The organism is Arthrobacter sp. alpha11c (assembly GCF_054149985.1).
On sequence record NZ_CP196747.1, the window covers coordinates 3,685,316 to 3,708,501 of the forward strand.

A 23,186-nucleotide genomic window follows, 5' to 3' on the forward strand; every position below is an offset into this window, starting at 1 on the left:
TCTAGGCTCAATCCATGACTGAAGCTCCACAAGTGAAGGACGCGCCGGCTGTCACAGCCGACGCGTCCTTCGCTGAAATTGCCCAGCGTCGCAGAGGCCGTATCCGTCGGTACTTTTTCGAGCGTCCCCGTGCGATGGATGCCGTGGTTGTCCTTTGCTACGTCCTTTTGGCCCTGCCCACCATCATCGCCTCGATCATCGAGGGCAAGTGGCTCGTCGTCGGGCTCTTGCTGCTGATCGCGACTGTCCTGATATTCCGGCGGCGCTACCCGCTCCAGGTGGTTGCCGCCGTCGCGGTTCTGGAAGTCCTGGCCACCGTGCTGAACCCGTGGGGATCCAACGTTTCGGCGGGCTTGTGGTTCGCCCTCTACGCTGTGGCAACAACCCGGAAGCGCCCAACTTCCCTGGTGGTGTTTGGCGCTGCCAGCCTGCCGCTTAGCTTGCTGTACCTTTTCATGTGGACAAGTCCCAGCAGCATGAACAATCTGCAGGACGTGCCGGAGAACTTCCACCTCATCAACAACATCGCCACTGCTGTGACCATCATGTTGTCCAACCTGCTGGCAACGGGCATTGGTATCTCGGTCCGCCAGCGGCGGGAGCATGAGGCCGAGATCGCCGCATGGGCAGCGCGGACAACGCAGTTGGGCAAGGTCACCGAGCGCAACAGAATTGCGCGGGAAATGCACGACGTCGTGGCTCACTCCCTGACGGTAATGATCAGTTTGTCGGACGGGGCGGCAGTCGTGGTCAAGAAGGACCCCGACCGCGCTGGCGACGTCCTGGGTGAACTGTCCCGAACGGGCAGGGCGGCGCTTGCGGACATGCGCCGGGTGCTTGGAGTCCTGCGCGATGATTCCGGCCGCCCGGCGCCACTGACGCCGCTCGAGTCCGGGCTTAATCTGGCCAAGCTGCTGGATGGATTCCGTACGGCCGGCCTGCCGCTGCACTACGCGCACACGGGGCCCGCGCTTCCGGCCGATCCTGCCTTCGAGCTCACCGTTTACCGGATTGTGCAGGAATCGTTGACCAATGTTCTCCGCTATGGGCGCTCTCTCAGCCGCGTGGACGTGCAGGTAGCCCGCGACGGCGACCTGGTCACCATTGACGTGCTCGACGACGGCCGCGGAACCCGGGAGGGTGGCGAGTCAATGGACAGCCTGGGCACACGGCAAGGCATTGCCGGAATGCGTGAACGGGCGGGAATCTATGCTGGAATCGTTAGTGCCGGTCCGGGAAAAAGGGGAGGCTGGGCGGTCCACGCCGAGCTGCACTGGAACGGCGAAAAGGGGGAATAGTGGTAGATCAGGGCGTCATCAAGATCCTGCTGGTGGATGACCAGCCACTGCTGCGGATGGGCTTTCGACTCATCCTTGAAGGTGAAGAGAACTTCCATGTAGTGGGCGAGGCATCGGACGGGAACGAGGCTGTCCGGCAGGTAGAGGAGCTGCAGCCGGATGTGGTGCTCATGGACGTCCGAATGCCCACCATGGATGGCATCGAAGCCACGCGGCGCATTTCGGACTCCGGTTCCGAAGCGCGGGTCATCATCCTCACCACGTTTGACCTGGACGAATACGCCTTCTCGGGGCTGCAAGCTGGCGCTTCTGCATTTCTACTCAAGGATGTGGCCCCGGTTGAACTCGTGCACGCTGTGCGACTTGTGGCCAGTGGCGACGCCGTTGTCGCACCACGCGTAACGCAGAGGCTGTTGGAGACGTATGTACGTGGCGGCAGCGTGCCCGGCCAATCGCCCAGCCCACATCGCGATCCGTTGTTGGACGATCTCACACCGCGTGAGACCGAGATCCTCACGACCATCGCAGAGGGGCTGTCCAACGCGGAGATAGCCCACAAGTTCTTCCTGTCCGAGGCCACTGTTAAGACCCATGTCCGGCGCATCCTCAGCAAGCTGCAGCTGAGGGATCGTGTGCAAGTGGTGGTGTACGCGTACGAGACCGGACTTGTTGTGCCGAGCAACCCGGACTACTAACCCCCTAAGCCCCTGACAACGTAACGTGCAACATATGCATTAACAAATGTTATTAATGACCATATGCGACGAAATTGTGTTACCTTCGTCACTACAGACGCCCTCCTTGGCACCCTCAGTCCGGATGTCCTCAGGCGTACCGTTCGCATCTGTCATTAACCGGAGACACCACATGGAACCTTCAGCACCCCTGCAATTGGACCATCTACCTGATGCTCCCGCTTCTCCCGCCTCGTCCACCGCTGCCGAAACCGGCCTCCGCCGAACGATGGGTCCACGCCACCTCATCATGATCGCGATGGGCGGTGTCATCGGATCAGGCCTGTTCCTCAGTTCCGGATACACGATTTCCCAAGCAGGTCCCCTGGGCGCCGTCATTGCCTACTTGGTGGGGGCCTTCGTGGTCTACCTTGTGATGGCTTGCCTCGGTGAACTGGCCATTGCCTACCCGGTTTCAGGCGCCTTCCACATTTATGCCGCACGATCCATTGGTCCCGCCACGGGCTTCGCCACAGCCTGGCTCTATTGGCTTTGCTGGGCAGTTGCGATCGGGTCCGAATTCACGGCGTCGGGCCTGCTCATGCAGCGGTGGTTCCCCGGCGTGGACGTGTGGGTCTGGTGCGTGGTGTTCGCAGCAATCCTCTTCGGACTCAATGCCATCTCCTCCAGGTTCTTCGGAGAATCCGAGTTCTGGTTCTCCATTGTTAAAGTGGGTGCGATCATCGCGTTGATCGTGCTGGGCGGAGCCGCACTCCTCGGGTTCCAGCCGCTCTCGGAATCCGGCAACCACCCGTTCCTTTTTGAGAACTTCAACACCTCAGGGGGCCTCTTTCCCAACGGTTTCTCGGGGTCCTTGTTACTGCTCTGGCAGTCTTCTATGCCTTCTCCGGATCTGAACTCATCGGCGTCGCTGCTGGAGAAACTACCGATCCCGCGCGAAACATCCCCAAAGCCATGCGCAGCACCGTGATCCGCCTCCTGATCTTCTTCGTCGGTGCCATCGCCGTCATCGCAGCAACTGTTCCTTTCGATCAGGTGGGCTTGGATGAGAGCCCGTTTGTCACCGTGTTCTCCTCGGTGGGCATCCCCTACGCGGCGGACATCATGAACTTCGTCATCATCACGGCACTGTTGTCTGCCGGCAACAGCGGACTGTTCTCCTGTGCACGCATGCTGTACTCGCTGTCCGATGAGGGGCACGCGCCAAAGGCTTTGAAGCGACTGACGCGGCGCGGGATTCCCCTTGTTGCCCTCTCCGTCAGCATGCTTGGCGGGTTGGCATCGCTGATCAGCAGTGTGGTTGCTCCCGAAACGGTTTACCTTGCCCTTGTTTCGGTGGCCGGATTCGCGGTGGTAGGGGTATGGATGTCAATCACGGCATCCCACTTCTTCCATCGCCGGGCATTTATCCGAAACGGTGGGCAGGTGGCCGATCTTGCCTACAAGGCCCCGTTCTTCCCGCTGGTTCCCATCCTGGCATTCACGCTTTGCCTGGTCTCACTGGTAGGCATTGCCTTCGATCCAAACCAGGTTGCTGCCCTCTACTTCGGTATTCCGTTCGTGGCCGCCTGCTATATCTACTTCCACGTCAGGCACGGACGCGCCGCGGCTAAGCAGATCGCCTGATCAATCCAGCGCAGGGCTTCACGGCCGGACTCCACAGAGAGTCCGGCCGTGAAGCCTTTCATCGTCCTCACCAAGGGGACCTGATTCTTGCCGCTGACAGGGGCGTGTGAGAATGGCGTGAGCGCTTGGCGGAAGGAGGGGGATTCTTGGACGTGTCACCGGAGGCGTCGTCGTTGGCGCAGGGGCTTCGTCTCGTTCGGTTGGTTACGGACCGCGAAAAGCAGGGCCGTCAGCTGCTTGGCGTATCCCAACTCGCGGCTGAGCTGGACATGGAGCAGAGCCGGGTTTCGCGCCTGGCCCAGGAACTGTGCGACTTAGGGCTGCTTGAGCGGCTGGAGCGCGGTCCTTTCCGCGCGGGACCACGGTTCTTCAACCTGGCCGCCTCCCTCAATGTCGGCTGGGTCCACGATTCCCGTGCAGAACTGGAAGAGTTGGTCTCGTCACTGGGACTTAGGTCCCGGCTGTCAGTGCGCGAGAGTGTCAGGGTTCTGCTGTTGCGTTCCTCTACCAACAACTCAGTCTTGGGCGGGTTCGCAAAGCCGGGAATGGTCACGCCTGTATGGTGTACGGGTTCCGGGCGGGCATTGCTGTGGGACCACTCCCGGAACGAACTGGAAGCTTTGCTCAAAGATGTCAACTTCATTGGCGTCGGCGGGCTCAGCTGCAGCGCATTCTCACGCGGAAGTCGACGCCCTCATGGAGCGCGACAGGCCCCAGAGTTTTGTTTTGGCGGCCGAGGAGTTCGAACACGGTGTATGGGAACTGGCCGTTCCTGTTCGGGATTATTCGGGCGGCATCATTGCGGCGCTCAGTGTCCTGGGTACCCGTTCCGATGTTGAGAGGGCCGCGCCGGAGCTGGCCCCGCTGCTGCATTCGGCAGCGCACCGACTCGGTTCCGCATCCGGGACTGCTGGTTCCGCATCCGGCCCTTAAGTCCGGGGGCGGCTATTGAGGCCGCCCACCCACCATGGATTCGAGCCATTCCTGCCAAGCGTGGAGTGCGACTGCATAAGTTTCGCGGTGGGGCTCAATGCGGGACTTCGGGCCCACAATTTGCAGGGCTGCAGCAACCTCCCCTTTGAAGTCGCGTATGGGTGCGGCCAGTGAGTAGAGTCCCGGCTCAGCTTCTTCGTCCACGATCGAGTAACCGCGGACGCGGGCATCATTGAGCCGCGCCAGGAAGTCCTCCACGGAGGAAGGCGTATTGGGCCCATGCTTCACGAATTCAACAGACTCGAAGATCTTGCGGACTTCTTCGTCCGGGGCGTCCCACAGAAGTGCTTGGCCGGCATCACTGCAATATGCAGGATAGGGACGTCCCAGCCACGATCCCACGAGGTTGGCGCTGGCAGGCACTTGTTCACCGATGGTGACCGTGCTGTTGCCGCTGAGCACGCCAAGAAAGCATGCCTCGTTGGTTTCAGAAGCGAGACCCTCAAGCGCGGTTAGCCCGTCCGTCTTCAGCCGTTGTTCAGCGACCAGTTGCGCGTCCGTCAGGATAGTCCAGCCCAAGCTGTATTTCCTCTGATCCCTGCGGGCCAGGAATCCCTCCTGCAAGGCGCCCTTGAGACTCCGCGATACCTGGCTGCGGTCCTTGTCCAGGTCGGCCGCGACGTCGGCCACCGTACCGCCGTCGTATCCTTGCGCGTGACGGGCACCGACCGCAAGGATGGCCATCATGCCGCGGCCCATGCTTGAGGTCTTTGACATGGATTGATTCTAGCTAGTGGATGGCGAAAACCCTGGCCGGGAATCCACTGCCTTCCAGGGGTTTGGCCCAGGTAGCAACCACGACGGCGCCTGCCTCGGGCACGTTGTCCAGATTGGCAAGGAGTTCAATCTGCCATTTGTCCTGGGCCAGGACATAAGTTTCCAGGCTGAAGTCCTGCTGGGAAGTGGCGACGCCGGGATCAGTGTCCGTTTGTTCGTGGCCCACCGCAGCCACGGCACGGTTCTCGATCAGGTATTCCAGAACCTCCCGTGACCAGCCGGGGGTGTGGCTGATGCCTGCTTGGTCCTTGTTCGCCATGGCCTGGGCATCGGGCCATCGCTGGCTCCAACCAGTGCGTAGCGCCACAAAGGAACCCGCCAAGATGCGCCCGTTCCTCTCCTCCCAAGCCTGAACGTCGGCGAGTGTTGGAGTGGCATCTTCATCGTTGCGAACACGGTTACTGATATCCAGGACAACCAACGGCAACAACATTTGTTCCACGGGTATCTGGTCCAGCGTTCGGCCGCCCCGGACAAAGTGCGACGGCGGATCCACGTGGGTGCCCCACTGGCCAACTATCGAGTACCGGTGGGCCGTAAATCCGTCCCCCTTTTCCATGTCAAAGAGGGCTTCGCGGGACTCATCCGGAAAGGCAGCAAAATGGGGCTGACCCGGATGGAACGCGTGCGTTAGATCGGTGTACGTCCTGCCTTCGAGCAGGGGCGCAAGTTGCTGCCATAACTGGGAATTCATCAAGCCACCCGGCTTTCAATGGCGGGAGCATGCGCGCTGCTGGAGACGCTCAGTGGCCCGGAGACTTCAATGACGGGAACTTCCCACGGGTGGATATCCACGATCCGCTGGACGAGCTCATGAACGGCCTGGTCAGAGAGCGAGTCATCAAAGTAGGTGGTGAACACGAATGTCGGCGAGATGGTCCTCTGCCCCACGCTTCCCAACGTGGGATTGGCACCTTCCGCGACGGTAAAGCCCTCGAACCCTGCCGAGGACTCGAAGACGTGGTGGTAATTACCGAAGCCACCCAGCTCCGGCGTTGCAGTGAGCGCTTGCAGCAGCGAGGCGATGCCTGGGTCAGACTCCAGGGCCCCCAGATCGCCACTGGCCAGTTGGGTCATCGTGTACAGCGGGATGGGCCAGTGGATGCGGAGCTTCCGCACTGCTTTCAATTCAATGTTCATGGGGCGATGCCTTCCGTGGGTGTGCTTGGGAGCAATCGTGGCACAAGGTGACGAGCATTACAAGCATATAGAAATGTTTATATTGCACATACGACGTGAGAACCCTTAGTCCACAGCTTTCACAGCAACACCATGGTTTTGGCATATACAAGGCACAGCCCGTGTGGGTTTGATGGACGCATGACATCCCCGCAGCCCCATCCAAACCACGATCGAGGCCTCGAATTCGATCTCTCCACACTCCTGAGCCGCCGGCGAACGCTGGGAGTCCTGTTCGGCGCCGGGACGGCAGCAGCCCTGGCCGCCTGTACGCCGAGTTCCGGAGGTGGCAGCGCAGCGCCGTCGTCGTCTTCCAGTGCTACCGCTACCGCAATAGAAAGCACGACGGCGGCCGGAACGCCTTCAGCCACCAGTACGGTGACGCGTGCACTCGCTGAATGCGGAGTCGAGATCCCCGAGGAAACACTCGGCCCCTACCCCGGCGATGGTTCCAACGGGCCGAATGTGCTCGAAGCATCGGGAGTGGTTCGCAAGGACATCACTTCAAGCTTCGGTAGCTCCACCACGAAGGCCACGGGTATCCCACTGACTTTCACCCTGACGCTCTTGGACAACGCCAACGGCTGCTCGCCTCTGGCGGGCGCAGCGGTCTATGCCTGGCACTGTGACCAGAACGGAAAGTATTCCCTGTACGACTCGGGGCTGAAGAACGAGAATTACCTCCGCGGCGTCCAGGAAGCCGACAGCAACGGCCAGGTCACTTTCACCACCATCTATCCCGGCGCCTACAGTGGCCGGTGGCCTCATATTCACTTTGAGGTATTTGAATCCATGAGCAACACGTCTGCGGCCGGGCAGGTGTTGGCAGTTTCCCAGATCGCCCTGACCGAGGCAGCGTGCAAGGAGGTCTACGCGTCGGAGGGATATGAATCGAGTGCCCGGAACTTCGCAAAGAGCACCCTGGCAGATGACAACGTCTTTGGTGACGATGGAGGCATATATCAGCTGGCCACCATGTCTGGTTCGGTCCAGGGAGGTTACACAGCCGCTCTGAACGTCACGGTCTGACGCGAAGCGATCGGAGAGCGCAGCTAGACTCGGGGGCATGCCTTCGAATGCCCCCGCAGCAGTTGACCACATCCAGGACCTCGGCACGTACGTTTCGGCTTCGCCGTCCAGCTTCCATGCAGTGCACGAGGCCGGTCGCCGGCTTGATAGCGCTGGCTTCACCTCACTGGATGAACTGCAGCCGTGGGAAGGTGGCGCGGGTAAGTTCTACGTTATCCGCGATGGCGCCCTGATCGCGTGGGTTACCCCCGAAAATGCTGGTCCAACCACCGGCTTCAATATCCTGGGCGCCCACACGGACTCCCCCTCCTTCAAACTGAAGCCGAAGCCCACCACGGGCAAGTTCGGTTGGCTGCAGGCCGGCGTCGAGGTGTACGGAGGTCCGCTCCTTAACTCCTGGCTGGACCGCGAGCTGCAACTGGCTGGCCGCCTGGTGTTACGCGACGGCACGCAGCACCTGACGGCAACCGGCCCGCTCCTACGCTTTCCGCAATTGGCTATCCACTTGGATCGTGGGGTCAATGACAATGGCCTCGTTCTGTCCAAGCAGCAGCACATGAATCCAATTTTCGGGCAGGGTGACCCGGCCGACGAAGATCTTTTGGGCCTGCTTGCCGATCGAATCGAGGACGCCGACGTTGATCCAGCAGAGATTGGGGGTTACGACGTCGTGGTGGCGGACACGCAGGCACCCGCGATTTTCGGCGCCAAGGGTGAGTTCTTCGCCTCCGGTCGCTTGGACAACCTTTCTTCGACACACGCTGGCTTGGTGGCATTGATCGAACATGCGAAAGCGGGGCAGCAAGACGGCCCCATCGCTGTCCTCGCCGCGTTCGACCATGAGGAGATCGGTTCCAACTCGCGCTCCGGTGCCTGCGGACCCATCCTTGAGGACATCCTGACTCGAATCTCTGACGGTCTTGGCGCTTCGGTAAGCCAGCGGCGGCAGTCCCTGGCGGCGTCGTTCTGCGTCTCTGCGGATGCCGGCCACGCCGTCCACCCGAACTACGCCGAAAGGCATGATCCCGTAAACCGTCCCGTACTCAACGGTGGGCCGCTGTTGAAGATCAACGCCAACCAGCGCTACGCCACCGACGCGACGGGAGCGGCGCTCTGGGCGCGGCTGTGCGGGGAAGCAAATGTGCCGTATCAGGAATATGTCTCCAACAATGACCTTCCGTGCGGCTCGACCATCGGTCCCCTTACAGCGACGCGGCTGGGTATAAGGACCGTCGACGTCGGCATCCCCCTGCTGTCCATGCATTCGGCACGGGAGTTGTGCGGCGTGGAGGACCCGCTCCGCTTGGCTTCTGTGGCGGAGCTGTTCTTCCGGACCGACGTCTAAGTTCCCGAAGGGGACTAGGAAAGCCTCAAGGACTCATTTCAAGGGCGTTTCAATTGTTTCCCCTAGGAAACTTTTGATGTTTATGATCATACTTTTTGTGCATTCTTCCTTTTTTCAGAACGACAAAATGTACGCTCGCACAGGATTTTGCCCTTCGCGGATGGCTAGTGTGAGAAAGCCATGTGGCCCGCTGCACATCAACTCGGGCCCCTCTCCAAAGACACTAAGGACGGCGCCGACCCATGCACGCTGACCAACAGCTTTCAAAGTCCCTGAAGCCACGACACCTCTCCATGATCGCCATCGCCGGCGTGATTGGTGCTGGGCTCTTCGTGGGCTCCGGTGCCGCCATCCAACAGGCCGGTCCAGGCATCCTTGTTGCCTATCTGGCCGCTGGCGTGGTGGTCATCCTCGTCATGAGGATGCTTGGCGAGATGGCTGCGGCCAACCCGGAGACGGGCTCCTTCTCCACCTACGCGGACAAGGCGTTGGGCCGCTGGGCGGGATTCAGCATTGGTTGGCTCTACGCGTGGTTCTGGATCATCGTGCTCGGCATTGAGGCCACCGCCGGCGCTGCCATCATGCACCGGTGGGTGCCAAGCGTCGACCAATGGGTTTGGGCATTGGTTCTCATGGTGCTTCTGACACTTACCAACCTCGGCTCCGTGAAGTCGTACGGCGAGTTCGAATTCTGGTTCGCGTCCATCAAGGTGGCCGCAATCGTCATCTTCCTGCTCGCAGGTATTGCAGCGATCCTTGGCCTGATCCCGGGCGTTTCCGCTCCGGGCGTCGCCAACCTCCTGGATCAGGGTGGCTTCATGCCCAACGGTCCCGGCGCCGTCCTGGCCGGCATCCTCGTAGTGGTCTTCTCGTTCTTCGGTGCCGAGATTGCCACGATCGCTGCGGGCGAGTCCGAAAACCCTGTGGACGCCGTCAAGAAGGCCGTGAAGTCCACCGTATGGCGCATCTTGATCTTCTACATCGGCTCCATTGCCATTGTGGTCACGCTCCTGCCGTGGAACAGCGCTTCAGTTGCCAAAAGCCCGTACGTTGCCGTGATTGAGCTTTACGGAATCCCCGGTGCCGGCACCATTATGGACATCGTGGTCCTCACGTCGGTTCTCTCCTGCCTGAACTCGGGCCTGTACACAGCAAGCCGTATGCTTTTCTCGCTCTCGCAGCGTGGCGACGCCCCGAAATCCTGGATGAAGATTTCCAAGCGCGGCGTTCCTGCGGCAGCAGTACTGGCCTCCACCGTGGTCGGGTTCATCACCGTTGGCCTGAACTATGTCGCTCCGGACACAGTGTTCCTGTTCCTCGTCAACACGTCCGGCGCCATCGCCTTGTTCGTCTGGCTGGTCATCGCCAGTTCACAACTCATCCTCCGCCGCCGGATGGGCGCGGCCGCCAAAGACCTCGACCTCAAGATGTGGTTCTTCCCGTACCTTACGTGGATCGCCATTGGAAGCATCGTTGCGCTCATCATCGGCATGGTGATCCTTGAGTCCACGCGAGAATCGCTCTTCCTCTCGCTGGCTCTGGCTGCGGTTGTCGTCGCCATCGGCGTATTCCGATACCGCAAACGCGGGACGCCGTCCGCTCCGGCGGGTGATGAGGAAGCCGAGCGTGTGACGTTGGGTTCCGGTCCGGCGTCGTAAGCGTCCTTTTCGTCCGGGGCAGCCGCCGTCAGCGTTCGACGGCGGCTGCCCCGTTTGTGGTTAAGGCACCTCAACCGGGAGGTATTGGATGGGTCCGGGGCATTGTGCGCCGGTGGTGTCCGGAACACCCGGTATCGCAGGGATGTCGAAGACGGCGTCCCGCTGGCGTTTGCCTGTCTCCTTGACAACAACGCGGACCTTGGCCACCACGCCCGGAGTGGAGGTTGACTGCCCGGCGGGTAGGTACGGAGGCTCCTGAGGGACGAGCCAGCGGCCATCCGTCTGCTGCTGGACGGGCCGCGGCATGCAGCCGTCCCCAAAACATGCCTGGACGCGGCTTGGCGTTGAGGCTATCTTCAGCTCGATTGGCGTCGCGTTCCCAATTGCAGGGCACACAGGCGACTTGTCCACCGCGAACCACACCACTCCGCCGATCACCGCCACCAGAATGATCGCCGCAAACCAAATCAGCCGGGGCTTCATGGCAAGTAGCCTACGCCTGGCCACGCCGTCGGGAACTGAGCGTCGGGCGGTATGGGCTACTGGGCAAGGCCAATGACGAGGTTGATGGTGACGGCCAGGATGACGGTGCCGAACAGGTAGGAAAGCAGACTGTGTTTTAAGGCCTCAAGCCGGATCCTGTGGTTGCCCAGGTTGGTGTCTGAGACCTGATACGTCATGCCCAGGCTGGTGGCCAGGTAGGCGAAATCCGTGTATTGCGGTGGCCGATCCTGGTTGAAGGTGATGCCACCAACTCCACCACCAGCGTCCGCTTCAGGGCTGTAATAGAGCTCGGCGTAGCGCAGGGTGAAGAGCGTTTGGACCAGCATCCAGGACAGGGCTACGCACGCCAGGGAGAGCGCGGCCGAGTAAAAGCGCGTGTCCGTTCCTTCAGTGTGCGAGTTGACGATCACGGCGGCAGCGGCGGCGATGCTGGCCAGGTTTGCGACGAGGATCAGCAGGTCAGTGACCCCACGGGACGGGTCCTCGGAGGTCGCGTGTTGCTGGGTCTCGGCGGGATCCATCCGCGCTATCACCAGCCACACCCAGGCAACATAGATCAGCGCTGCCGTTGCCCAGCCCACGGCCGGGGCATCAACCCAACTGCCTGCGACGCCCGTGACCACGAACGCCGCGGCGCCCGCTGCCACCATGACAACGAAACGCAACCGGCTGCGCCTGACTCTGACGTTGTTCATGGCCAGCTAGTCACCAACGCCGTCGGCACTGCGTTTCTTGTCAGCTTGAAGGATGCCATCCCGTACGCCAGAACGGACCACGAAATAGAGGGCGTAGAGAAAGATCGCGGTGAAAACAACTGTCAGGACCAGGGAGTTCAGTGCATCCATGCCCCCACCCTAGCCCTCAGTTACTCCTTTGCTTGGGAGCGCTGGGACATAGGAATCCACGAAATGGGCATCCTCGTGTTAGTGTCTTTGTCGCTGTTACGGAGAAAAACGAAACGCTGTTTCTCCGGAATCACCCTGCGCGGGTGGCGGAATGGCAGACGCGCTAGCTTGAGGTGCTAGTCCTCGAAAGGGGGTGGGGGTTCAAGTCCCCCTCCGCGCACAGGAAACCCCTGGAAGATCGCTGATCTTCCAGGGGTTTTGTCGTTCGTGGCGCTATTGAGACGCGCTGCTGAGTGCTAGGAACCCGGCCGCGGCGCGAACATGATGATTCCAACCCCCACAATGCAGATCGCTGCTCCGATGACGTCCCATCGATCTGGCCGGAAGCCGTCCACCAGCATGCCCCATGCGAGAGAACCGGCAATGAAGATCCCTCCGTACGCGGCCAGAACCCGGCCGAAGTGGGCATCCGGTTGGAAGGCTGCAAAGAACCCATAGATCCCCAGCGCAACAACACCGAGGCCGGCCCACCACCAGGCTTTGCCCTCCCGGACTGATTGCCAGATGAGCCAGGCGCCGCCGATCTCCGCTACGGCGGCCAAAACGAAGAGGATGGTGGATTTCAGAACACTCATGGTTCAAGTATTCACTGGCCTGGAGCCCAGTTATCCACATACGGCAACTGGCAGGTTTCGGTCCAAGACCCCACCGAATAGCTTTGAGTGCAGGAGATGCACTAAGATATTGAAGTCTGTGTTGCGCCCTCCTTCCGAGTCTTCGGCGGGGGAGCGAGCCACAGCATCGCAAATGAACCTCCTGTTACGGAAATACCGTAACCGCTTAGCCCAAAGGAGGTGGGTTCACATATGCGTCCTTACGAATTGATGGTAATCATCGACCCCGAGGTCGAAGAGCGTACCGTAGAGCCGTCGCTTCAGAAGTTCCTCAATGTCATCACCACCGATGGTGGAACCATCGAAAAGGTTGACATCTGGGGCCGTCGCCGTCTGGCATACGACATCAAGAAGAAGTCCGAAGGTATCTACGCAGTGGTGAACTTCACCGCTGAGCCGGCTACCGCCAAGGAACTTGACCGCCAGCTGTCTCTTTAACGAGACGATCATGCGCACCAAGATCATCCGCCCCGAAGACCAGAAGGTCGTAGCTGAGTAATTCAGCCCCTTCCAGATCTTTACACCGCAGGAACGAACAAGGAGGCAGTAGATGGCAGGCGAAACCACTATTACGGTCATTGGTAATCTCACCAATGACCCGGAGCTGCGGTTCACCCCGTCTGGCTCAGCAGTAGCGAACTTCACCATCGCTTCTACTCCCCGGACCTTTGACCGTCAGTCGAATGAGTGGAAGGACGGGGAAACCCTGTTCCTCCGCGCTTCCGTCTGGCGCGAAGCAGCCGAGAACGTGGCCGAGTCCCTCACCAAGGGCATGCGCGTCATTGTCTCCGGCCGTTTGAAGAGCCGTTCTTACGAAACCAAAGAAGGCGAGAAGCGCACCGTTATCGAGCTCGAGGTCGATGAAATCGGCCCGAGCCTGCGTTACGCAAACGCCAAAGTCAACCGTACCCAGCGCTCCGGTGGCCAGTTCGGCGCCGGAAACGGTGGCCAGGGTGGCTTCGGTGGCGGTAACGCCGGTGGCTTTGGAGGAGGTGCAGCAGCTGGTGCAAGCCAGGGCGGCAACTCCGGTGGAAACTGGGGCGGCAACCAGCCCGCACAGCAGGATGACCCTTGGGCTACGCCCGGTGTCAGCAATGCTGGCGGCTGGGGCAACGGCCCGGATTCCGAACCTCCCTTCTAAACACCAAGAAAAAGTCCGACGCCGGAACCCGCCGGGACTGCCGCAAGGCATCCGGGCGACTACCGCCGTCGAACACCACCATCCCGTGGATCAATATCCACGGGCTCCATAGAAAAGGAGCTCCACGATGGCTAAGGCTGAACTCCGTAAGCCCAAACCAAAGTCCAACCCCTTGAAGGCCGCTGACATCACTGTCATCGACTACAAGGACGTAGCACTGCTGCGCAAGTTCATCTCCGACCGCGGAAAGATCCGCGCTCGTCGCGTTACTGGCGTTACCGTTCAGGAACAGCGCAAGATCGCCCAGGCAATCAAGAACGCCCGCGAAGTTGCTCTGCTGCCTTACTCCGGCGCTGGCCGCGGCTAAGGGAAGGGATTAACTAACATGGCAAAGCTCATTCTGACCCACGAAGTAACCGGTCTCGGTGCTGCTGGCGACGTTGTCGAGGTCAAGGACGGTTACGCACGTAACTTCCTGCTGCCCCGCGGCTTCGCTCTGACCTGGACCAAGGGTGGCGAGAAGCAGGTTGAGTCCATCAAGGCTGCCCGCGCTGCTCGTGCCCACGCTTCTGTTGAAGCTGCACAGGCACAGGCTCAGGCTCTGTCCTCGAAGAAGGTCAAGCTCGAGGTGAAGGCCGGCGAGTCCGGTCGTCTCTTCGGCACGGTCAAGCCTGCTGATGTCGCTGCTGCTGTTGAGGCCGCTGGCCTCGGCGCCATCGACAAGCGGAACGTTGAACTGCCGAACCACATCAAGTCTGTCGGTTCGTACCAGGCCAACGTTCGCCTGCACGAGGATGTTTCCGCTGTTATCGACCTTGAGGTCGTTGCAGGGAAGTAGTCTCTGACTGCTAAGAAGGACCCCCGCCGCCGGTTTCCGGTGGTGGGGGTCCTTTTGTTTACGTGGATGGTGTGTGGAGCTCCGACATGACGTGTTGGTAGCCTGTCCGGATCATCTCTGCGAGGACCTCACGGTCCACGTCCTCCAACCTATTGATGTATAAACACGCGGCTCCGGTCTTGTGCTTGCCCAATTCCGGAAGCAGACGGTCGGCGTCGGGACCGTACGTGAGGCCGTAAAGCGCCAGGTTCGCCTTGCGTGGTGAGAAACCGACGGCGGCAGACTCACCTTCCCGTCCGCTCTCGTATTTGTAGTGGTAGCTGCCGAATCCCACGATTGTTTGCCCCCACATCACGCCTTCCTCGCCAGTGATCTCCTGCATCATCCTCCGCAGTTCCAACCCATCGGCGCGCCGGCCAGGATGCTCCACGGAGGACAGGAATTTATCCACGGACATGCTTGTGGGCTGGGTCTTGTTCTCTGCCATGCTCGTAGTTTTGCATGGGCACGCCTGGTCAGCCACCCAGTGATAGCCTGCAGCGGTGACTTCAGCATCCTTGCGTATCCGCCCGTTCCATCAGGTTGACGTCTTCTCGGCCCAGCCATATTGCGGTAACCCGTTGGCAGTTGTGGTTGACGCAGAGGGACTGAGCAGCGAGGCGATGCAGCACTTTGCTCATTGGACCAACCTCTCCGAGACCACCTTTCTTCTCCCTCCAACAGATCCGCGTGCCGATTATCGGGTGCGCATCTTCACGGGCAGCGAGGAGTTCCCTTTCGCTGGGCACCCAACCCTCGGTTCGGCACACACTTGGTTGCAGGCCGGGGGAGAGCCCAAGATTGAGGGCGTGGTGGTGCAGGAATGTGGCGCAGGTTTGGTCCGGGTGAAGCACGACGCCGGCCGGCTGGCTTTTGCTGCACCACCACTGACCCGCTTCGAGCCCGTGGATGCAGCCGTTCGTTCCCAGCTGGCGGCCGGTCTTAGGCTCCCGGAGGACTCCTTGCTGGACGCATCATGGCTGGTGAATGGCCCAGAATGGGTTGGTGTCCTGCTTGATTCTGCGGAACAAGTCCTGGCCATCGAACCGGATCTGGTGGCGATGGGTGACCTCAAGGTCGGGATAATTGGCCCGCACGAGCCCGGTTCCGACGTCGACTTTGAAGTGCGCACGTTCATTCCGGGCGACGCCATGGTGGAAGATCCCGTGACCGGCAGTTTCAACGCCGGTGCAGCTCAGTGGCTGATTGGCAGTGGACGGGCTCCTGAAGAGTACGTGGCGGCGCAGGGGACTGCCTTGGGCAGGGCGGGTCGCATCCATGTGAAGGCCGCGGACGGTGACATCTGGATCGGCGGGGCATCGGCTACATGCATCCAGGGCACTGTCCTGTTGTAGCTCCAACCGGCCGGGGGATTGGCGTCCCTTCCGGCGAGCGTTTAGCGTGAGACTTATGTCAGCATCCGATGCTTCCGCGAAGGCCAACGGCAACCCTTTGCTTGTCCTTGGCAAGATCACGTCCATCCTGGACGCCTTTTCCCTCTCGAAGCCGGTGCTGCAGCTGAGCGACATTCGCGAGTACACCGGGATGCCGACATCCACGGTGCAGCGTCTCGTCACCAACCTGACGTCCCAAGGATTCCTGGACCGGGAGGGCGACGCGTACCGCATCGGCATGCGGATGGCCTATTGGGCGGCTCCGGCCACCCGTGGCATGGAAGTGGTGGACATCCTGAGCCCGCTACTCAAGACGTTGCGGGATACCACCGGTGAGACTGCATGCTTCTTCAAAGCAGAACAGCACTACCGCGTATGCGTCGCGATGGCAGATACCCGCCACGCGCTCCGCCGCGAGATGCACCTTGGCAAGATCATCCCGCTTCATGCGGGTTCGGCCGGCAGGGTCCTGCTCGCTTGGTCTCCTGAATTGATGGAGGCTGTCCTTCGCGACCCGTTGGAGCCCATTACCGACTACACGATCACCAGCTCCGAGGAATTGGAGATTGCGGTCAAGAAGACGCGGGCCGATGGCTTTGCGATCACTGTCGGGGAGCGGGAAGACGGTGCCTCAGGTCTTTCGGCGCCGGTGTTCGATTCAGCGGCTGCCCTGGTGGGCGCAGTCACCATCAGCGGTCCTACGCTCCGGATGCCGCTGGAAACGTGCCAAGCGTGGGTGGAACCTTTGCTCGCGACCGCGGAGCACATGACCAGACTCATTGGTGGGCGGTTCCCGGGGGAGTCTTAGGGGTATTAAGAGCTAACGGGTAGTAACCAAACGGGCGTACACGCAAGGAGCACATTATGGATTCTGCACGGACTTTTGAATCGATCGCCATTATTTTCAATCCCAACAGCACCGGTAATGCGCCCGAACTGGCGGAGCAATTACAGGTCAAGCTGAAAGACATGCTCCCCTATGCGCCAGAGATTACCCTGCAGCCCACTGAACACGCTGGACATGCCGTTGAGTTGGCCAGGACGGCGGCCGCAAAGGGAGGCGACGTCCTTGTTGTCTCCGTGAGCGGTGATGGTGGCTATAACGAGGTTGTCAACGGAGTGATGCAGGCCGGAAACCCGCAGGCCGTGTGTGCGGTCATGGCCGCGGGCAACGCCAATGACCACCGTCGGATCACGGGAACCAAGCCACTGGAAGAGGCTATTGCTGAGGGCCACGTCCGGAAAATTGACCTCCTGAGCATTCACACCGGCCAAAAAGAAGACGAGCCTTTGGAGTACGCGCACTCCTACATCGGATTCGGCCTCACACCTGTTGTGGCCACCGAACTCGAAAAGGGCAGCAAGGGAGCCCTGACTGAGATGGTCTCCGTCATCAAGACCTTCTCGAAATTCGAGCCATTTGCCATCCGCACATCCGATGGCAAACGCAGGAAATTCGACAGCCTGGTTTTCGCCAACATCCCCGAAATGGCCAAGTACGCCACGCTCAGTGAGGCCGAAGATCACCCCTCTGACGGGAAATTTGAGGTCATCGTCTTTCCGCACATGCCCAAGTGGCGAGTGCTGCTGACTGCCCTTCGAGCAACCACGCAAGGCTTGGGCGATCAGCCGAGCGTTAGCAGCTATGAATTCACTACGCTCAAGCCCCTGCCGTACCAGATGGACGGTGAAGTGAAGACGGTGGAAGCCAATGTGAAAGTCAAGGTGGAATGCGCCCCGGCCGCTCTGGCTACAGTCGGCTAGAGGGGACCGTGCGCGGCCAACCTGACCGCGCAGAGATTTGCGTCACGTTTCCCCATGACCACCCACATAGCAAGTATCGGCACGTCACCTGTTATGTCGGACAGGCATCGAGACAAGGCTGCTAGCTATTGTGCGAGGGGAAAATGAAATCTTTATTCAAGTCCCGAACAACAACTGTCCTCCTGGGAGCAATTCTTCTCGGCGGTGCCGGAATCGGAGTTGCCAGTGCTACATCCCAGCCGACGACCACGCCCCAAGTAGCGCCCCAAGCGCCCGCTGTCGTGTTAAGTGACGCCCCCATCGAGAAAAATGCCGCTGGCCAAACGTATGGGCTTCCAACTGAGGTCGATGGGGTTTCCGTTGAGCCGGACCTGATTCGGGCCTACGCAACCAACGATCGAATTGGGTATGTCAACAACAACGAACAAAAAGTAGCAACTGGCGATCCATCCCTGTTCAAGTCGCCAGAAGAGGCATTGCATTGGCAGGCAAACCGGCCGAAGGGTCCGGTGAGTATCCCGGTTTACGACCTTGACGGCGTCACCGTCATAGGTGAGTTCGTCTTCTCGGAGGGGACCGTCACTGCGAGTACTGACGAATAGAAACGCCTTAAGGAGCGGCTCCACCACAGGCCGCCGTCACGAAATCGTAGATATGCCCACGCAACTCATTTGGTGCCGCAATTTTCAGTACGCCATCACGTGCACCCACCGAGATTCTTAGCGGCAACAGCGTTCCCACCTTGTCCTCGGCCACCGCATGCGGGTCGCAACGCGCCGGACGGATTGTCAAAGGCATCTCTTTCGGGTCCCCGCCGGATGATATCGCGATGTCCCGCGGCCAAGGATCCGCGGGCGATTCGGCCAGCAGGGTGGTTCCGTCGATGGAGTTAATCGTGAGCTTCTGCGGTGACTCACCAGGAGTGCTCGCAGGAGTAATGACAAGACGCACGACGGCGGTTCGACCATCCGGGGCCACCTCAAGTTCGGGGTCCAAGACGATGGCAGCTACGGCGGCAGCGTCGACTGCCAAGCACAGCTCGTCGGCGTTCCGGGGCAGGACGTTGAACGGATCCTGCGCCTCAACCGAGATTTCTGCGGGTCCCTTAGCCGGCTCCGAATATTGAACGATGGCCTTGAGGGGTTCACCGGGCGACTGCCTGCAATGCGGCGCAGGCAAATTGGCGGGAAGGCTTTTGGGCTGCCGGGGTGGTAGCTCCAGGACGCCGCCTGTTGGCTCCCAGATGATGTCGTTCTCAAACAACGGGGAGTTCAGCCGTGCACCGCTAACGGTAACGGGAGTGTCTGTGGCGTTGGTGAGCTGTATAAGGATGGCTTGCTTGCCGTATTGGTCCCGGGATTGATTAACCTCTACGGAGATGGGCTGTGCTTCGGAGTTGGTGGGCTGTTCTTTGCGGGAGGAGCCGTCACATGACGCCAGCGGCAGCATGGACATCAGGGCTACGCATGCCGCCCAATAACGCCATTCCCTGCTCACCATGCCAACAGTGTAGGCGGCCTATGGCGGACAATTTATAAGCATGCTTAGCTTAGTCTCACGACAGATGCCGAAGGCACACAGAAGGGAACTCCATGTCCACCGTTACCCAGCTGTTCAAGTCTTCTGCCGCGGACGTCTGGAATGTCATCGCCGACGGCTGGCTGTACTCCGGGTGGGTGGTTGGCGCCTCAAGGATCCGCGCGGTGGATGACCAGTGGCCACAGGTCGGTTCCAAACTCCATCACTCCGTGGGAGCCTGGCCGCTCCTCCTCAACGACAGCACCAGCGTCACCGTCGTCGAACCCGGCCGGAGCCTGGAACTCTTAGCCCGTGGCTGGCCCGTAGGTGAAGCAAAGGTCCGCATCACTTTGGAGGACCTCGGTGGCAACCAGTGCCGCGTCTCTATGGCCGAAGACGCGATCCGGGGCCCGGGCAAGGTCGTGCCAAAGGTACTTAGGGATCCCATGATCACCGTCCGCAACCGCGAAACTCTACGTCGTCTGGAGCTGATGGCGGCTGGCGGAGCGGGGAAGCCCAGCTAGAGCCCTGCAACAGCGGGGTAGCTGCATAGCCGAGCCGCCGGCGTCGTGAATTCCTGCTGCGATGGAGGCCTCAACCTCAGCTGCCGTGTATGTGCCCTTGAAACTGTCCGGAGCCACCGGAACGCTCATGCTCTGGCCAGCGGATTGACCGGATGTGGCGGTAACCGATTCTCCGCGATAGCGATCGCGTTGAGGGCGCTCAGCCTGGCCATTTCTGCGCGGACGGGGACAGTTGCGCTGCCGACATGCGGCAAGAGGACAGTGTTTGGGAGTTCGGCGAGGCCGGGAGCGAGCCTCGGCTCGTCCTCGAACACATCCAAGCCAGCCCCGGCAATAATTCCGTTGCGCAGGGCTTCCACCAAAGCGGCCTCGTCCACCACAGGACCGCGGGCGGTGTTAATGAGGATGGCGTCGGGCTTCATGCGAGCCAACACGTCTGCATTCATAAGGTGCTTGGTCTGCTCGTTGAGCGGTACGTGCAAGGAGAGGAATTCGCTGCGCTCTACCAGCTCGTTCCAAGGAACTTGGCGGACCTTGCCCGCGAATTCCCCGAGCTCCTCGCGGCTGACAGGACGATCGCTGGGTGGCCGCGGCGCGAAGAGCACCTCCATGCCAAAGCCCAGGGCCCGACGAGCCACGGCGCGGGCGATCCTGCCGAATCCGGCAAGCCCAAGTACAGCGCCGGAAACGTCCCGGCCCAGCATGAACTCCGGCTCCCACCCGAGGAACTTTCCCTCCCTCACGACTTTGTCCGCTTCCACTACCCGCCGTGCGGTTCCGAGAATGAGCAGCATGGCAATGTCCGCCGTCGCATCCGTGAGGACGCCGGGCGTATTTCCGACGAGGATGCCGTGCCGGGTGGCGGCATCGATGTCGATGTTGTTGTACCCCACCGCGAAATTGGAGACGCCCTTTACCCGCGCCTTGGTCAGTAGTGGCTCGTCGATGACGTCGCGTAACTGGGTGAGGACCACGTCGTAGTCTCCCGAAGCGCACAGGCTTGAAAGCGTCGCGTAATCAGGCGGCTCGGGAAGGACGGTGACCTGGCCGGCGTCGGAAAGCAATTGCAGCCCCGGGTCAGGGATGGCGGTGGTGACAAGGAAATGGTTCCCCATAGTCAGTTGCCCCCTGTGGAGGAAGGGATGACCCAGTCAAAGGCTGCAGCCCGGGAGCGGGCGCCTTGGGCTGCCTTTGAACGGTTGGGTTCGCCCAGCTCTGCCAGCAGCTTTTCGGACAGGACCACCAGTTGGCCAAAGACATCCGGCGTCAGCCATTCGGGACGTGTGGCAAACAGGATGTCCTCGCTGGAAGTGTTGCCGCTGGCGCCAGGGGCGAAGGGGCAGCCACCCAGACCGCCCAAAGCGCCGTCCACCATTGCTGCGCCCGCCTCGATTGCCGCGAGCGTGTTGGCGACGCCCAAGCCCCAGGTGTCGTGACCGTGATAGACGATGCGCCGGACAGGGGACTCATCCCGCACACGTGTGATCAGACTGGACACCTGGGCAGGAACGGCCTGACCCAAGGTGTCGCAGATGACGATGTCCGTGGTGCCTTCGGCCCGGGGATCATTGGCGATCGAGAGGATGCGCTCCTCCGGAACGTAGCCCTCGAAAGGACAGGTGAAGGACGTCGCAATACACAGCTGAATCTGGCCATTCACTGCACGCGCGTACTCAACGGCCTCAGGCAAAGCGGCCAGGCTCTCGTCCGTGGTCCGGCCGATGTTCGCCTTGTTGTGTGAATCCGACGCAGACAGGCAGTACTGGAAATTCCGTGCGCCTGCGGCTGATGCCTTGGCAACATGGCCGGGTGTCGCTACCCAGATCCAGCACTTTTCGAGTTCCTGGGGCGTGAGGGCCTGGACCACTTCGAGAGTGTTGGCCATGGTGGGGACAAGGTCCGCGCGCGCCATGGATCCGAGCTCAATCGCTGGGACGCCCAGGCGCAGCAATTCGCGGACGGTTTCGATCTTTTGCTCTGTTGGCAGGAGTTTTCCGGTGAGCTGCAGCCCGTCCCGCAGGGTGACGTCCCTCAGGATGACACTGCCTAAGGTCGTGGCGTGGGTGCTTTCAAAACGGTTCATGGTCGGAGAGCCTCCTCGCGGCCGGAAGCCGCATCGATTTGGGCAGCATCCAAGTGAAGGAGCCCGCCAAGGATTTCTTCAGTGTTTTCACCGAGGTCCGGTCCCAGGTTGCGGATGGGCAGGGACTGGTCCCCGATCACGGGCACGATGCCCGGGAAACCTACTCCTGGGAGGACCTCCTCGCCGGTGGAAACATCGAACTTCTGGATCATGTTGCGGGCCGCGTACTGGCTGTCCGTGCTGATGTCTGCGGCTGTGTAGATGGGCCCGGCGGGAACTCCGGCATCCTCCAAGGCCGCCAATGCCTCAGATGCGGTCAGCTGCCCGGTCCACTCGCCGATTGCCTGGTCCAGTTCCTCGCGGCTCGCCCACCGTCCGGCATTTGTCTGCAGCGCTGGGTCCTCGGCCAAGTCCGGCCGGCCGATGGTCTGCATGTAACGCTGGAAAATCGAGTCGCCATTTCCGGCCACCACAATGCTGGCACCGTCCTTACACACGTACGCATTCGAGGGCGCAATGCCTTCCATCCGGCCACCCACGCGCTGCCGGTCCACGCCGTAAGCCTGATAGTCAGGAATCAGCGACTCCATCATGGAGAACATCGCTTCGTTCAGTGCGACGTCGATGATGCGCTCGGCGAGGGGAACAGCGCCAGCCGAGTTCCCGCGTCGTGCTTCACGTTGGTACAGGCTCATCATGGAGCCGAATGCGGCGTAAAGGCCCGCGATCGAGTCTCCGATGGAGACGCCCACGCGCACCGGAGCGCGGTCCGGGTCACCTACCAGGTTGCGGAAACCGCTGTAGGCCTCGGCGACGGCGGCAAACCCCGGCCGCTCGGACAATGGCCCTGTCTGTCCAAAGGCAGAGATGCGGGTGACGATGAGGTCCGGATTGGCCTCGTTGAGGACTTCCGGCCCGAGACCCCACTTCTCCAGCGTGCCCGGCCGGAAGTTTTCGAGCAGGATGTCCGACTTGGCAACCAAAGCCAGGACAGCCTGCTTGCCGGCCTCAGTGCGGAGATCCAGGACCACGGACTTCTTGTTGCGGTTCAACGTGCGGTAGAGCATGGAAGTGTTGCCCTTGTGGAGGCGCCAGTTGCGGAGCTCGTCGCCGGTGCCTGGACGCTCGACCTTGATGACTTCAGCGCCGAAATCGGCAAGCAGCCTGCCAGCCGTGGGAGCGGCAATGTAATTGCCGAGTTCGAGGACTCGGACGCCGTCCAACGGGGCGATAGTTTCGTGTGTCATGGTCTTCTCTCGTGC

The 23,186-nt window shown here is 60.9% G+C and carries 25 protein-coding genes, 1 tRNA gene and 3 pseudogenes; 17 read left to right on the forward strand and 12 right to left on the reverse strand.

Translation table 11 applies throughout. The features are described 5' to 3' along the window. The first annotated feature begins 14 nt into the window (after positions 1-14). The 4 genes and pseudogenes from ACTAQJ_RS16985 to ACTAQJ_RS17000 all read left to right on the forward strand — a co-directional run bounded on the left by ACTAQJ_RS16985 (position 15) and on the right by ACTAQJ_RS17000 (position 4,552). Positions 15-1,298, forward strand: coding sequence for a sensor histidine kinase (locus ACTAQJ_RS16985; protein WP_431117323.1), 1,284 nt, complete (start codon positions 15-17; stop codon positions 1,296-1,298). Positions 1,299-1,354: 56 nt separating this feature from the next. After that, positions 1,355-1,993 carry a response regulator gene (locus ACTAQJ_RS16990; protein ID WP_498702212.1) on the forward strand — a complete coding sequence of 213 codons (639 nt, stop codon included), beginning with the start codon at positions 1,355-1,357 and terminating at the stop codon, positions 1,991-1,993. Between the two features lie 172 nt (positions 1,994-2,165). Continuing rightward, positions 2,166-3,619 (forward strand): annotated as a pseudogene (locus ACTAQJ_RS16995) (amino acid permease). A gap of 146 nt (positions 3,620-3,765) precedes the next feature. Continuing rightward, positions 3,766-4,552, forward strand: a pseudogene (locus ACTAQJ_RS17000) (IclR family transcriptional regulator). A 12-nt stretch (positions 4,553-4,564) separates the two neighbouring features. On the opposite strand, the gene ACTAQJ_RS17005 reads toward ACTAQJ_RS17000, so the two are convergent. The 3 genes from ACTAQJ_RS17005 to ACTAQJ_RS17015 are packed head-to-tail and all read right to left on the reverse strand — an operon-like array spanning position 4,565 to position 6,529. Next, complete coding sequence (locus ACTAQJ_RS17005) at positions 4,565-5,329, reverse strand: IclR family transcriptional regulator (protein WP_498697838.1); 765 nt, start codon at positions 5,327-5,329, stop codon at positions 4,565-4,567. 13 nt (positions 5,330-5,342) lie between these two features. Beyond that, complete coding sequence (locus ACTAQJ_RS17010) at positions 5,343-6,083, reverse strand: cyclase family protein (RefSeq protein WP_498697842.1); 741 nt, start codon at positions 6,081-6,083, stop codon at positions 5,343-5,345. Continuing rightward, entirely contained in the window at positions 6,083-6,529 is a 447-nt protein-coding gene (locus tag ACTAQJ_RS17015; RefSeq protein ID WP_498697845.1) for a hypothetical protein, read from the reverse strand. The genes ACTAQJ_RS17010 and ACTAQJ_RS17015 overlap by 1 nt, the downstream gene beginning before the upstream one ends. Before the next feature lie 180 nt (positions 6,530-6,709). Here ACTAQJ_RS17015 and ACTAQJ_RS17020 point away from each other — a divergent pair, with 180 nt between their 5' ends. From ACTAQJ_RS17020 to ACTAQJ_RS17030, 3 genes are all read left to right on the forward strand, one after another. After that, positions 6,710-7,597 (forward strand): intradiol ring-cleavage dioxygenase, encoded by an 888-nt coding sequence (locus ACTAQJ_RS17020; RefSeq protein ID WP_498697848.1) that lies wholly within the window; start codon positions 6,710-6,712, stop codon positions 7,595-7,597. Between the two features lie 37 nt (positions 7,598-7,634). After that, entirely contained in the window at positions 7,635-8,942 is a 1,308-nt protein-coding gene (locus ACTAQJ_RS17025) for a M18 family aminopeptidase (RefSeq protein WP_498697850.1), read from the forward strand. 242 nt (positions 8,943-9,184) lie between these two features. Continuing rightward, positions 9,185-10,600, forward strand: a complete 1,416-nt coding sequence (locus ACTAQJ_RS17030; RefSeq protein ID WP_498697852.1) for an amino acid permease — start codon at positions 9,185-9,187, stop codon at positions 10,598-10,600. A 60-nt stretch (positions 10,601-10,660) separates the two neighbouring features. Here the strand turns inward: ACTAQJ_RS17030 and ACTAQJ_RS17035 are convergent, their stop codons facing one another. From ACTAQJ_RS17035 to ACTAQJ_RS17045, 3 genes are read right to left on the reverse strand one after another with little or no spacing between them, the layout of a single operon-like run. Next, positions 10,661-11,083, reverse strand: coding sequence for a hypothetical protein (locus tag ACTAQJ_RS17035; protein ID WP_498697855.1), 423 nt, complete (start codon positions 11,081-11,083; stop codon positions 10,661-10,663). Between the two features lie 56 nt (positions 11,084-11,139). Continuing rightward, positions 11,140-11,799 carry a DUF1345 domain-containing protein gene (locus ACTAQJ_RS17040; protein ID WP_498697857.1) on the reverse strand — a complete coding sequence of 220 codons (660 nt, stop codon included), beginning with the start codon at positions 11,797-11,799 and terminating at the stop codon, positions 11,140-11,142. Positions 11,800-11,805: 6 nt separating this feature from the next. Next, positions 11,806-11,949 carry a hypothetical protein gene (locus ACTAQJ_RS17045; protein WP_498697858.1) on the reverse strand — a complete coding sequence of 48 codons (144 nt, stop codon included), beginning with the start codon at positions 11,947-11,949 and terminating at the stop codon, positions 11,806-11,808. Between the two features lie 137 nt (positions 11,950-12,086). Here ACTAQJ_RS17045 and ACTAQJ_RS17050 point away from each other — a divergent pair. Further along, positions 12,087-12,169, forward strand: a tRNA-Leu gene (locus ACTAQJ_RS17050). Between the two features lie 76 nt (positions 12,170-12,245). Here the strand turns inward: ACTAQJ_RS17050 and ACTAQJ_RS17055 are convergent. Beyond that, positions 12,246-12,584, reverse strand: a complete 339-nt coding sequence (locus tag ACTAQJ_RS17055) for a YnfA family protein (protein ID WP_498697860.1) — start codon at positions 12,582-12,584, stop codon at positions 12,246-12,248. 231 nt (positions 12,585-12,815) lie between these two features. On the opposite strand from ACTAQJ_RS17055, the pseudogene rpsF reads away from it, so the two are divergent. From rpsF to rplI, 4 genes and pseudogenes are all read left to right on the forward strand, one after another. Next, positions 12,816-13,122: pseudogene (gene rpsF / locus ACTAQJ_RS17060) on the forward strand (30S ribosomal protein S6). A gap of 51 nt (positions 13,123-13,173) precedes the next feature. Continuing rightward, positions 13,174-13,764, forward strand: a complete 591-nt coding sequence (locus tag ACTAQJ_RS17065; RefSeq protein WP_216924481.1) for a single-stranded DNA-binding protein — start codon at positions 13,174-13,176, stop codon at positions 13,762-13,764. 127 nt (positions 13,765-13,891) lie between these two features. Beyond that, positions 13,892-14,131 carry a 30S ribosomal protein S18 gene (gene rpsR, locus ACTAQJ_RS17070; RefSeq protein WP_003800144.1) on the forward strand — a complete coding sequence of 80 codons (240 nt, stop codon included), beginning with the start codon at positions 13,892-13,894 and terminating at the stop codon, positions 14,129-14,131. 18 nt (positions 14,132-14,149) lie between these two features. Then, positions 14,150-14,602 (forward strand): 50S ribosomal protein L9, encoded by a 453-nt coding sequence (gene rplI / locus ACTAQJ_RS17075; protein ID WP_223935139.1) that lies wholly within the window; start codon positions 14,150-14,152, stop codon positions 14,600-14,602. Between the two features lie 58 nt (positions 14,603-14,660). On the opposite strand, the gene ACTAQJ_RS17080 is transcribed toward rplI, so the two are convergent. Then, complete coding sequence (locus ACTAQJ_RS17080) at positions 14,661-15,089, reverse strand: DUF1801 domain-containing protein (protein ID WP_498697862.1); 429 nt, start codon at positions 15,087-15,089, stop codon at positions 14,661-14,663. A gap of 55 nt (positions 15,090-15,144) precedes the next feature. On the opposite strand from ACTAQJ_RS17080, the gene ACTAQJ_RS17085 reads away from it, so the two are divergent. From ACTAQJ_RS17085 to ACTAQJ_RS17100, 4 genes are all read left to right on the forward strand, one after another. Beyond that, the gene (locus tag ACTAQJ_RS17085; RefSeq protein WP_498697863.1) at positions 15,145-15,996 is read left to right on the forward strand and encodes a PhzF family phenazine biosynthesis protein; all 852 of its coding nucleotides are present in this window, start codon (positions 15,145-15,147) and stop codon (positions 15,994-15,996) included. Positions 15,997-16,051: 55 nt separating this feature from the next. Then, positions 16,052-16,843, forward strand: coding sequence for an IclR family transcriptional regulator (locus ACTAQJ_RS17090; RefSeq protein ID WP_431117308.1), 792 nt, complete (start codon positions 16,052-16,054; stop codon positions 16,841-16,843). A 56-nt stretch (positions 16,844-16,899) separates the two neighbouring features. Next, complete coding sequence (locus ACTAQJ_RS17095; protein ID WP_498697866.1) at positions 16,900-17,799, forward strand: diacylglycerol/lipid kinase family protein; 900 nt, start codon at positions 16,900-16,902, stop codon at positions 17,797-17,799. A gap of 143 nt (positions 17,800-17,942) precedes the next feature. Further along, complete coding sequence (locus ACTAQJ_RS17100) at positions 17,943-18,401, forward strand: hypothetical protein (protein ID WP_498697868.1); 459 nt, start codon at positions 17,943-17,945, stop codon at positions 18,399-18,401. Positions 18,402-18,408: 7 nt separating this feature from the next. Here the strand turns inward: ACTAQJ_RS17100 and ACTAQJ_RS17105 are convergent, their stop codons facing one another. Then, positions 18,409-19,299 carry a hypothetical protein gene (locus tag ACTAQJ_RS17105; RefSeq protein ID WP_498697869.1) on the reverse strand — a complete coding sequence of 297 codons (891 nt, stop codon included), beginning with the start codon at positions 19,297-19,299 and terminating at the stop codon, positions 18,409-18,411. A gap of 92 nt (positions 19,300-19,391) precedes the next feature. Here ACTAQJ_RS17105 and ACTAQJ_RS17110 point away from each other — a divergent pair, with 92 nt between their 5' ends. Beyond that, positions 19,392-19,841, forward strand: coding sequence for an SRPBCC family protein (locus tag ACTAQJ_RS17110; protein ID WP_498697871.1), 450 nt, complete (start codon positions 19,392-19,394; stop codon positions 19,839-19,841). A gap of 125 nt (positions 19,842-19,966) precedes the next feature. Here ACTAQJ_RS17110 and ACTAQJ_RS17115 read toward each other — a convergent pair whose 3' ends face one another. From ACTAQJ_RS17115 to ACTAQJ_RS17125, 3 genes are read right to left on the reverse strand one after another with little or no spacing between them, the layout of a single operon-like run. After that, positions 19,967-20,956 carry a 2-hydroxyacid dehydrogenase gene (locus ACTAQJ_RS17115; RefSeq protein ID WP_498697873.1) on the reverse strand — a complete coding sequence of 330 codons (990 nt, stop codon included), beginning with the start codon at positions 20,954-20,956 and terminating at the stop codon, positions 19,967-19,969. Positions 20,957-20,958: 2 nt separating this feature from the next. Next, on the reverse strand, positions 20,959-21,924 hold the full coding sequence (locus tag ACTAQJ_RS17120) for a hydroxymethylglutaryl-CoA lyase-like TIM-barrel protein (RefSeq protein ID WP_498697875.1): 966 nt from the start codon (positions 21,922-21,924) through the stop codon (positions 20,959-20,961). Next, positions 21,921-23,171: a CaiB/BaiF CoA transferase family protein gene (locus tag ACTAQJ_RS17125; protein WP_498697878.1), complete on the reverse strand. Its 1,251-nt coding sequence runs from the start codon at positions 23,169-23,171 to the stop codon at positions 21,921-21,923. The genes ACTAQJ_RS17120 and ACTAQJ_RS17125 overlap by 4 nt, the downstream gene beginning before the upstream one ends. Positions 23,172-23,186 lie beyond the last annotated feature (15 nt).

Excerpts from the sequence above, each read along its gene's own strand:
- ACTAQJ_RS17105 (WP_498697869.1), bottom strand. The coding sequence starts at position 19,299 with ATGGTGAGCAGGGAATGGCGTTATTGGGCGGCATGCGTAGCCCTGATG.
- ACTAQJ_RS17005 (WP_498697838.1), bottom strand. The coding sequence starts at position 5,329 with ATGTCAAAGACCTCAAGCATGGGCCGCGGCATGATGGCCATCCTTGCG.
- ACTAQJ_RS16990 (WP_498702212.1), top strand. The coding sequence starts at position 1,355 with ATGGGCTTTCGACTCATCCTTGAAGGTGAAGAGAACTTCCATGTAGTG.
- ACTAQJ_RS17065 (WP_216924481.1), top strand. The coding sequence starts at position 13,174 with ATGGCAGGCGAAACCACTATTACGGTCATTGGTAATCTCACCAATGAC.
- ACTAQJ_RS17090 (WP_431117308.1), top strand. The coding sequence starts at position 16,052 with ATGTCAGCATCCGATGCTTCCGCGAAGGCCAACGGCAACCCTTTGCTT.
- rpsR (WP_003800144.1), top strand. The coding sequence starts at position 13,892 with ATGGCTAAGGCTGAACTCCGTAAGCCCAAACCAAAGTCCAACCCCTTG.
- ACTAQJ_RS16985 (WP_431117323.1), top strand. The coding sequence starts at position 15 with ATGACTGAAGCTCCACAAGTGAAGGACGCGCCGGCTGTCACAGCCGAC.
- ACTAQJ_RS17095 (WP_498697866.1), top strand. The coding sequence starts at position 16,900 with ATGGATTCTGCACGGACTTTTGAATCGATCGCCATTATTTTCAATCCC.
- ACTAQJ_RS17010 (WP_498697842.1), bottom strand. The coding sequence starts at position 6,083 with ATGAATTCCCAGTTATGGCAGCAACTTGCGCCCCTGCTCGAAGGCAGG.
- ACTAQJ_RS17030 (WP_498697852.1), top strand. The coding sequence starts at position 9,185 with ATGCACGCTGACCAACAGCTTTCAAAGTCCCTGAAGCCACGACACCTC.
- ACTAQJ_RS17025 (WP_498697850.1), top strand. The coding sequence starts at position 7,635 with ATGCCTTCGAATGCCCCCGCAGCAGTTGACCACATCCAGGACCTCGGC.
- ACTAQJ_RS17020 (WP_498697848.1), top strand. The coding sequence starts at position 6,710 with ATGACATCCCCGCAGCCCCATCCAAACCACGATCGAGGCCTCGAATTC.
- ACTAQJ_RS17080 (WP_498697862.1), bottom strand. The coding sequence starts at position 15,089 with ATGGCAGAGAACAAGACCCAGCCCACAAGCATGTCCGTGGATAAATTC.
- ACTAQJ_RS17055 (WP_498697860.1), bottom strand. The coding sequence starts at position 12,584 with ATGAGTGTTCTGAAATCCACCATCCTCTTCGTTTTGGCCGCCGTAGCG.
- ACTAQJ_RS17040 (WP_498697857.1), bottom strand. The coding sequence starts at position 11,799 with ATGAACAACGTCAGAGTCAGGCGCAGCCGGTTGCGTTTCGTTGTCATG.
- ACTAQJ_RS17045 (WP_498697858.1), bottom strand. The coding sequence starts at position 11,949 with ATGGATGCACTGAACTCCCTGGTCCTGACAGTTGTTTTCACCGCGATC.
- ACTAQJ_RS17115 (WP_498697873.1), bottom strand. The coding sequence starts at position 20,956 with ATGGGGAACCATTTCCTTGTCACCACCGCCATCCCTGACCCGGGGCTG.
- ACTAQJ_RS17100 (WP_498697868.1), top strand. The coding sequence starts at position 17,943 with ATGAAATCTTTATTCAAGTCCCGAACAACAACTGTCCTCCTGGGAGCA.
- ACTAQJ_RS17035 (WP_498697855.1), bottom strand. The coding sequence starts at position 11,083 with ATGAAGCCCCGGCTGATTTGGTTTGCGGCGATCATTCTGGTGGCGGTG.
- ACTAQJ_RS17125 (WP_498697878.1), bottom strand. The coding sequence starts at position 23,171 with ATGACACACGAAACTATCGCCCCGTTGGACGGCGTCCGAGTCCTCGAA.
- rplI (WP_223935139.1), top strand. The coding sequence starts at position 14,150 with ATGGCAAAGCTCATTCTGACCCACGAAGTAACCGGTCTCGGTGCTGCT.
- ACTAQJ_RS17110 (WP_498697871.1), top strand. The coding sequence starts at position 19,392 with ATGTCCACCGTTACCCAGCTGTTCAAGTCTTCTGCCGCGGACGTCTGG.
- ACTAQJ_RS17015 (WP_498697845.1), bottom strand. The coding sequence starts at position 6,529 with ATGAACATTGAATTGAAAGCAGTGCGGAAGCTCCGCATCCACTGGCCC.
- ACTAQJ_RS17120 (WP_498697875.1), bottom strand. The coding sequence starts at position 21,924 with ATGAACCGTTTTGAAAGCACCCACGCCACGACCTTAGGCAGTGTCATC.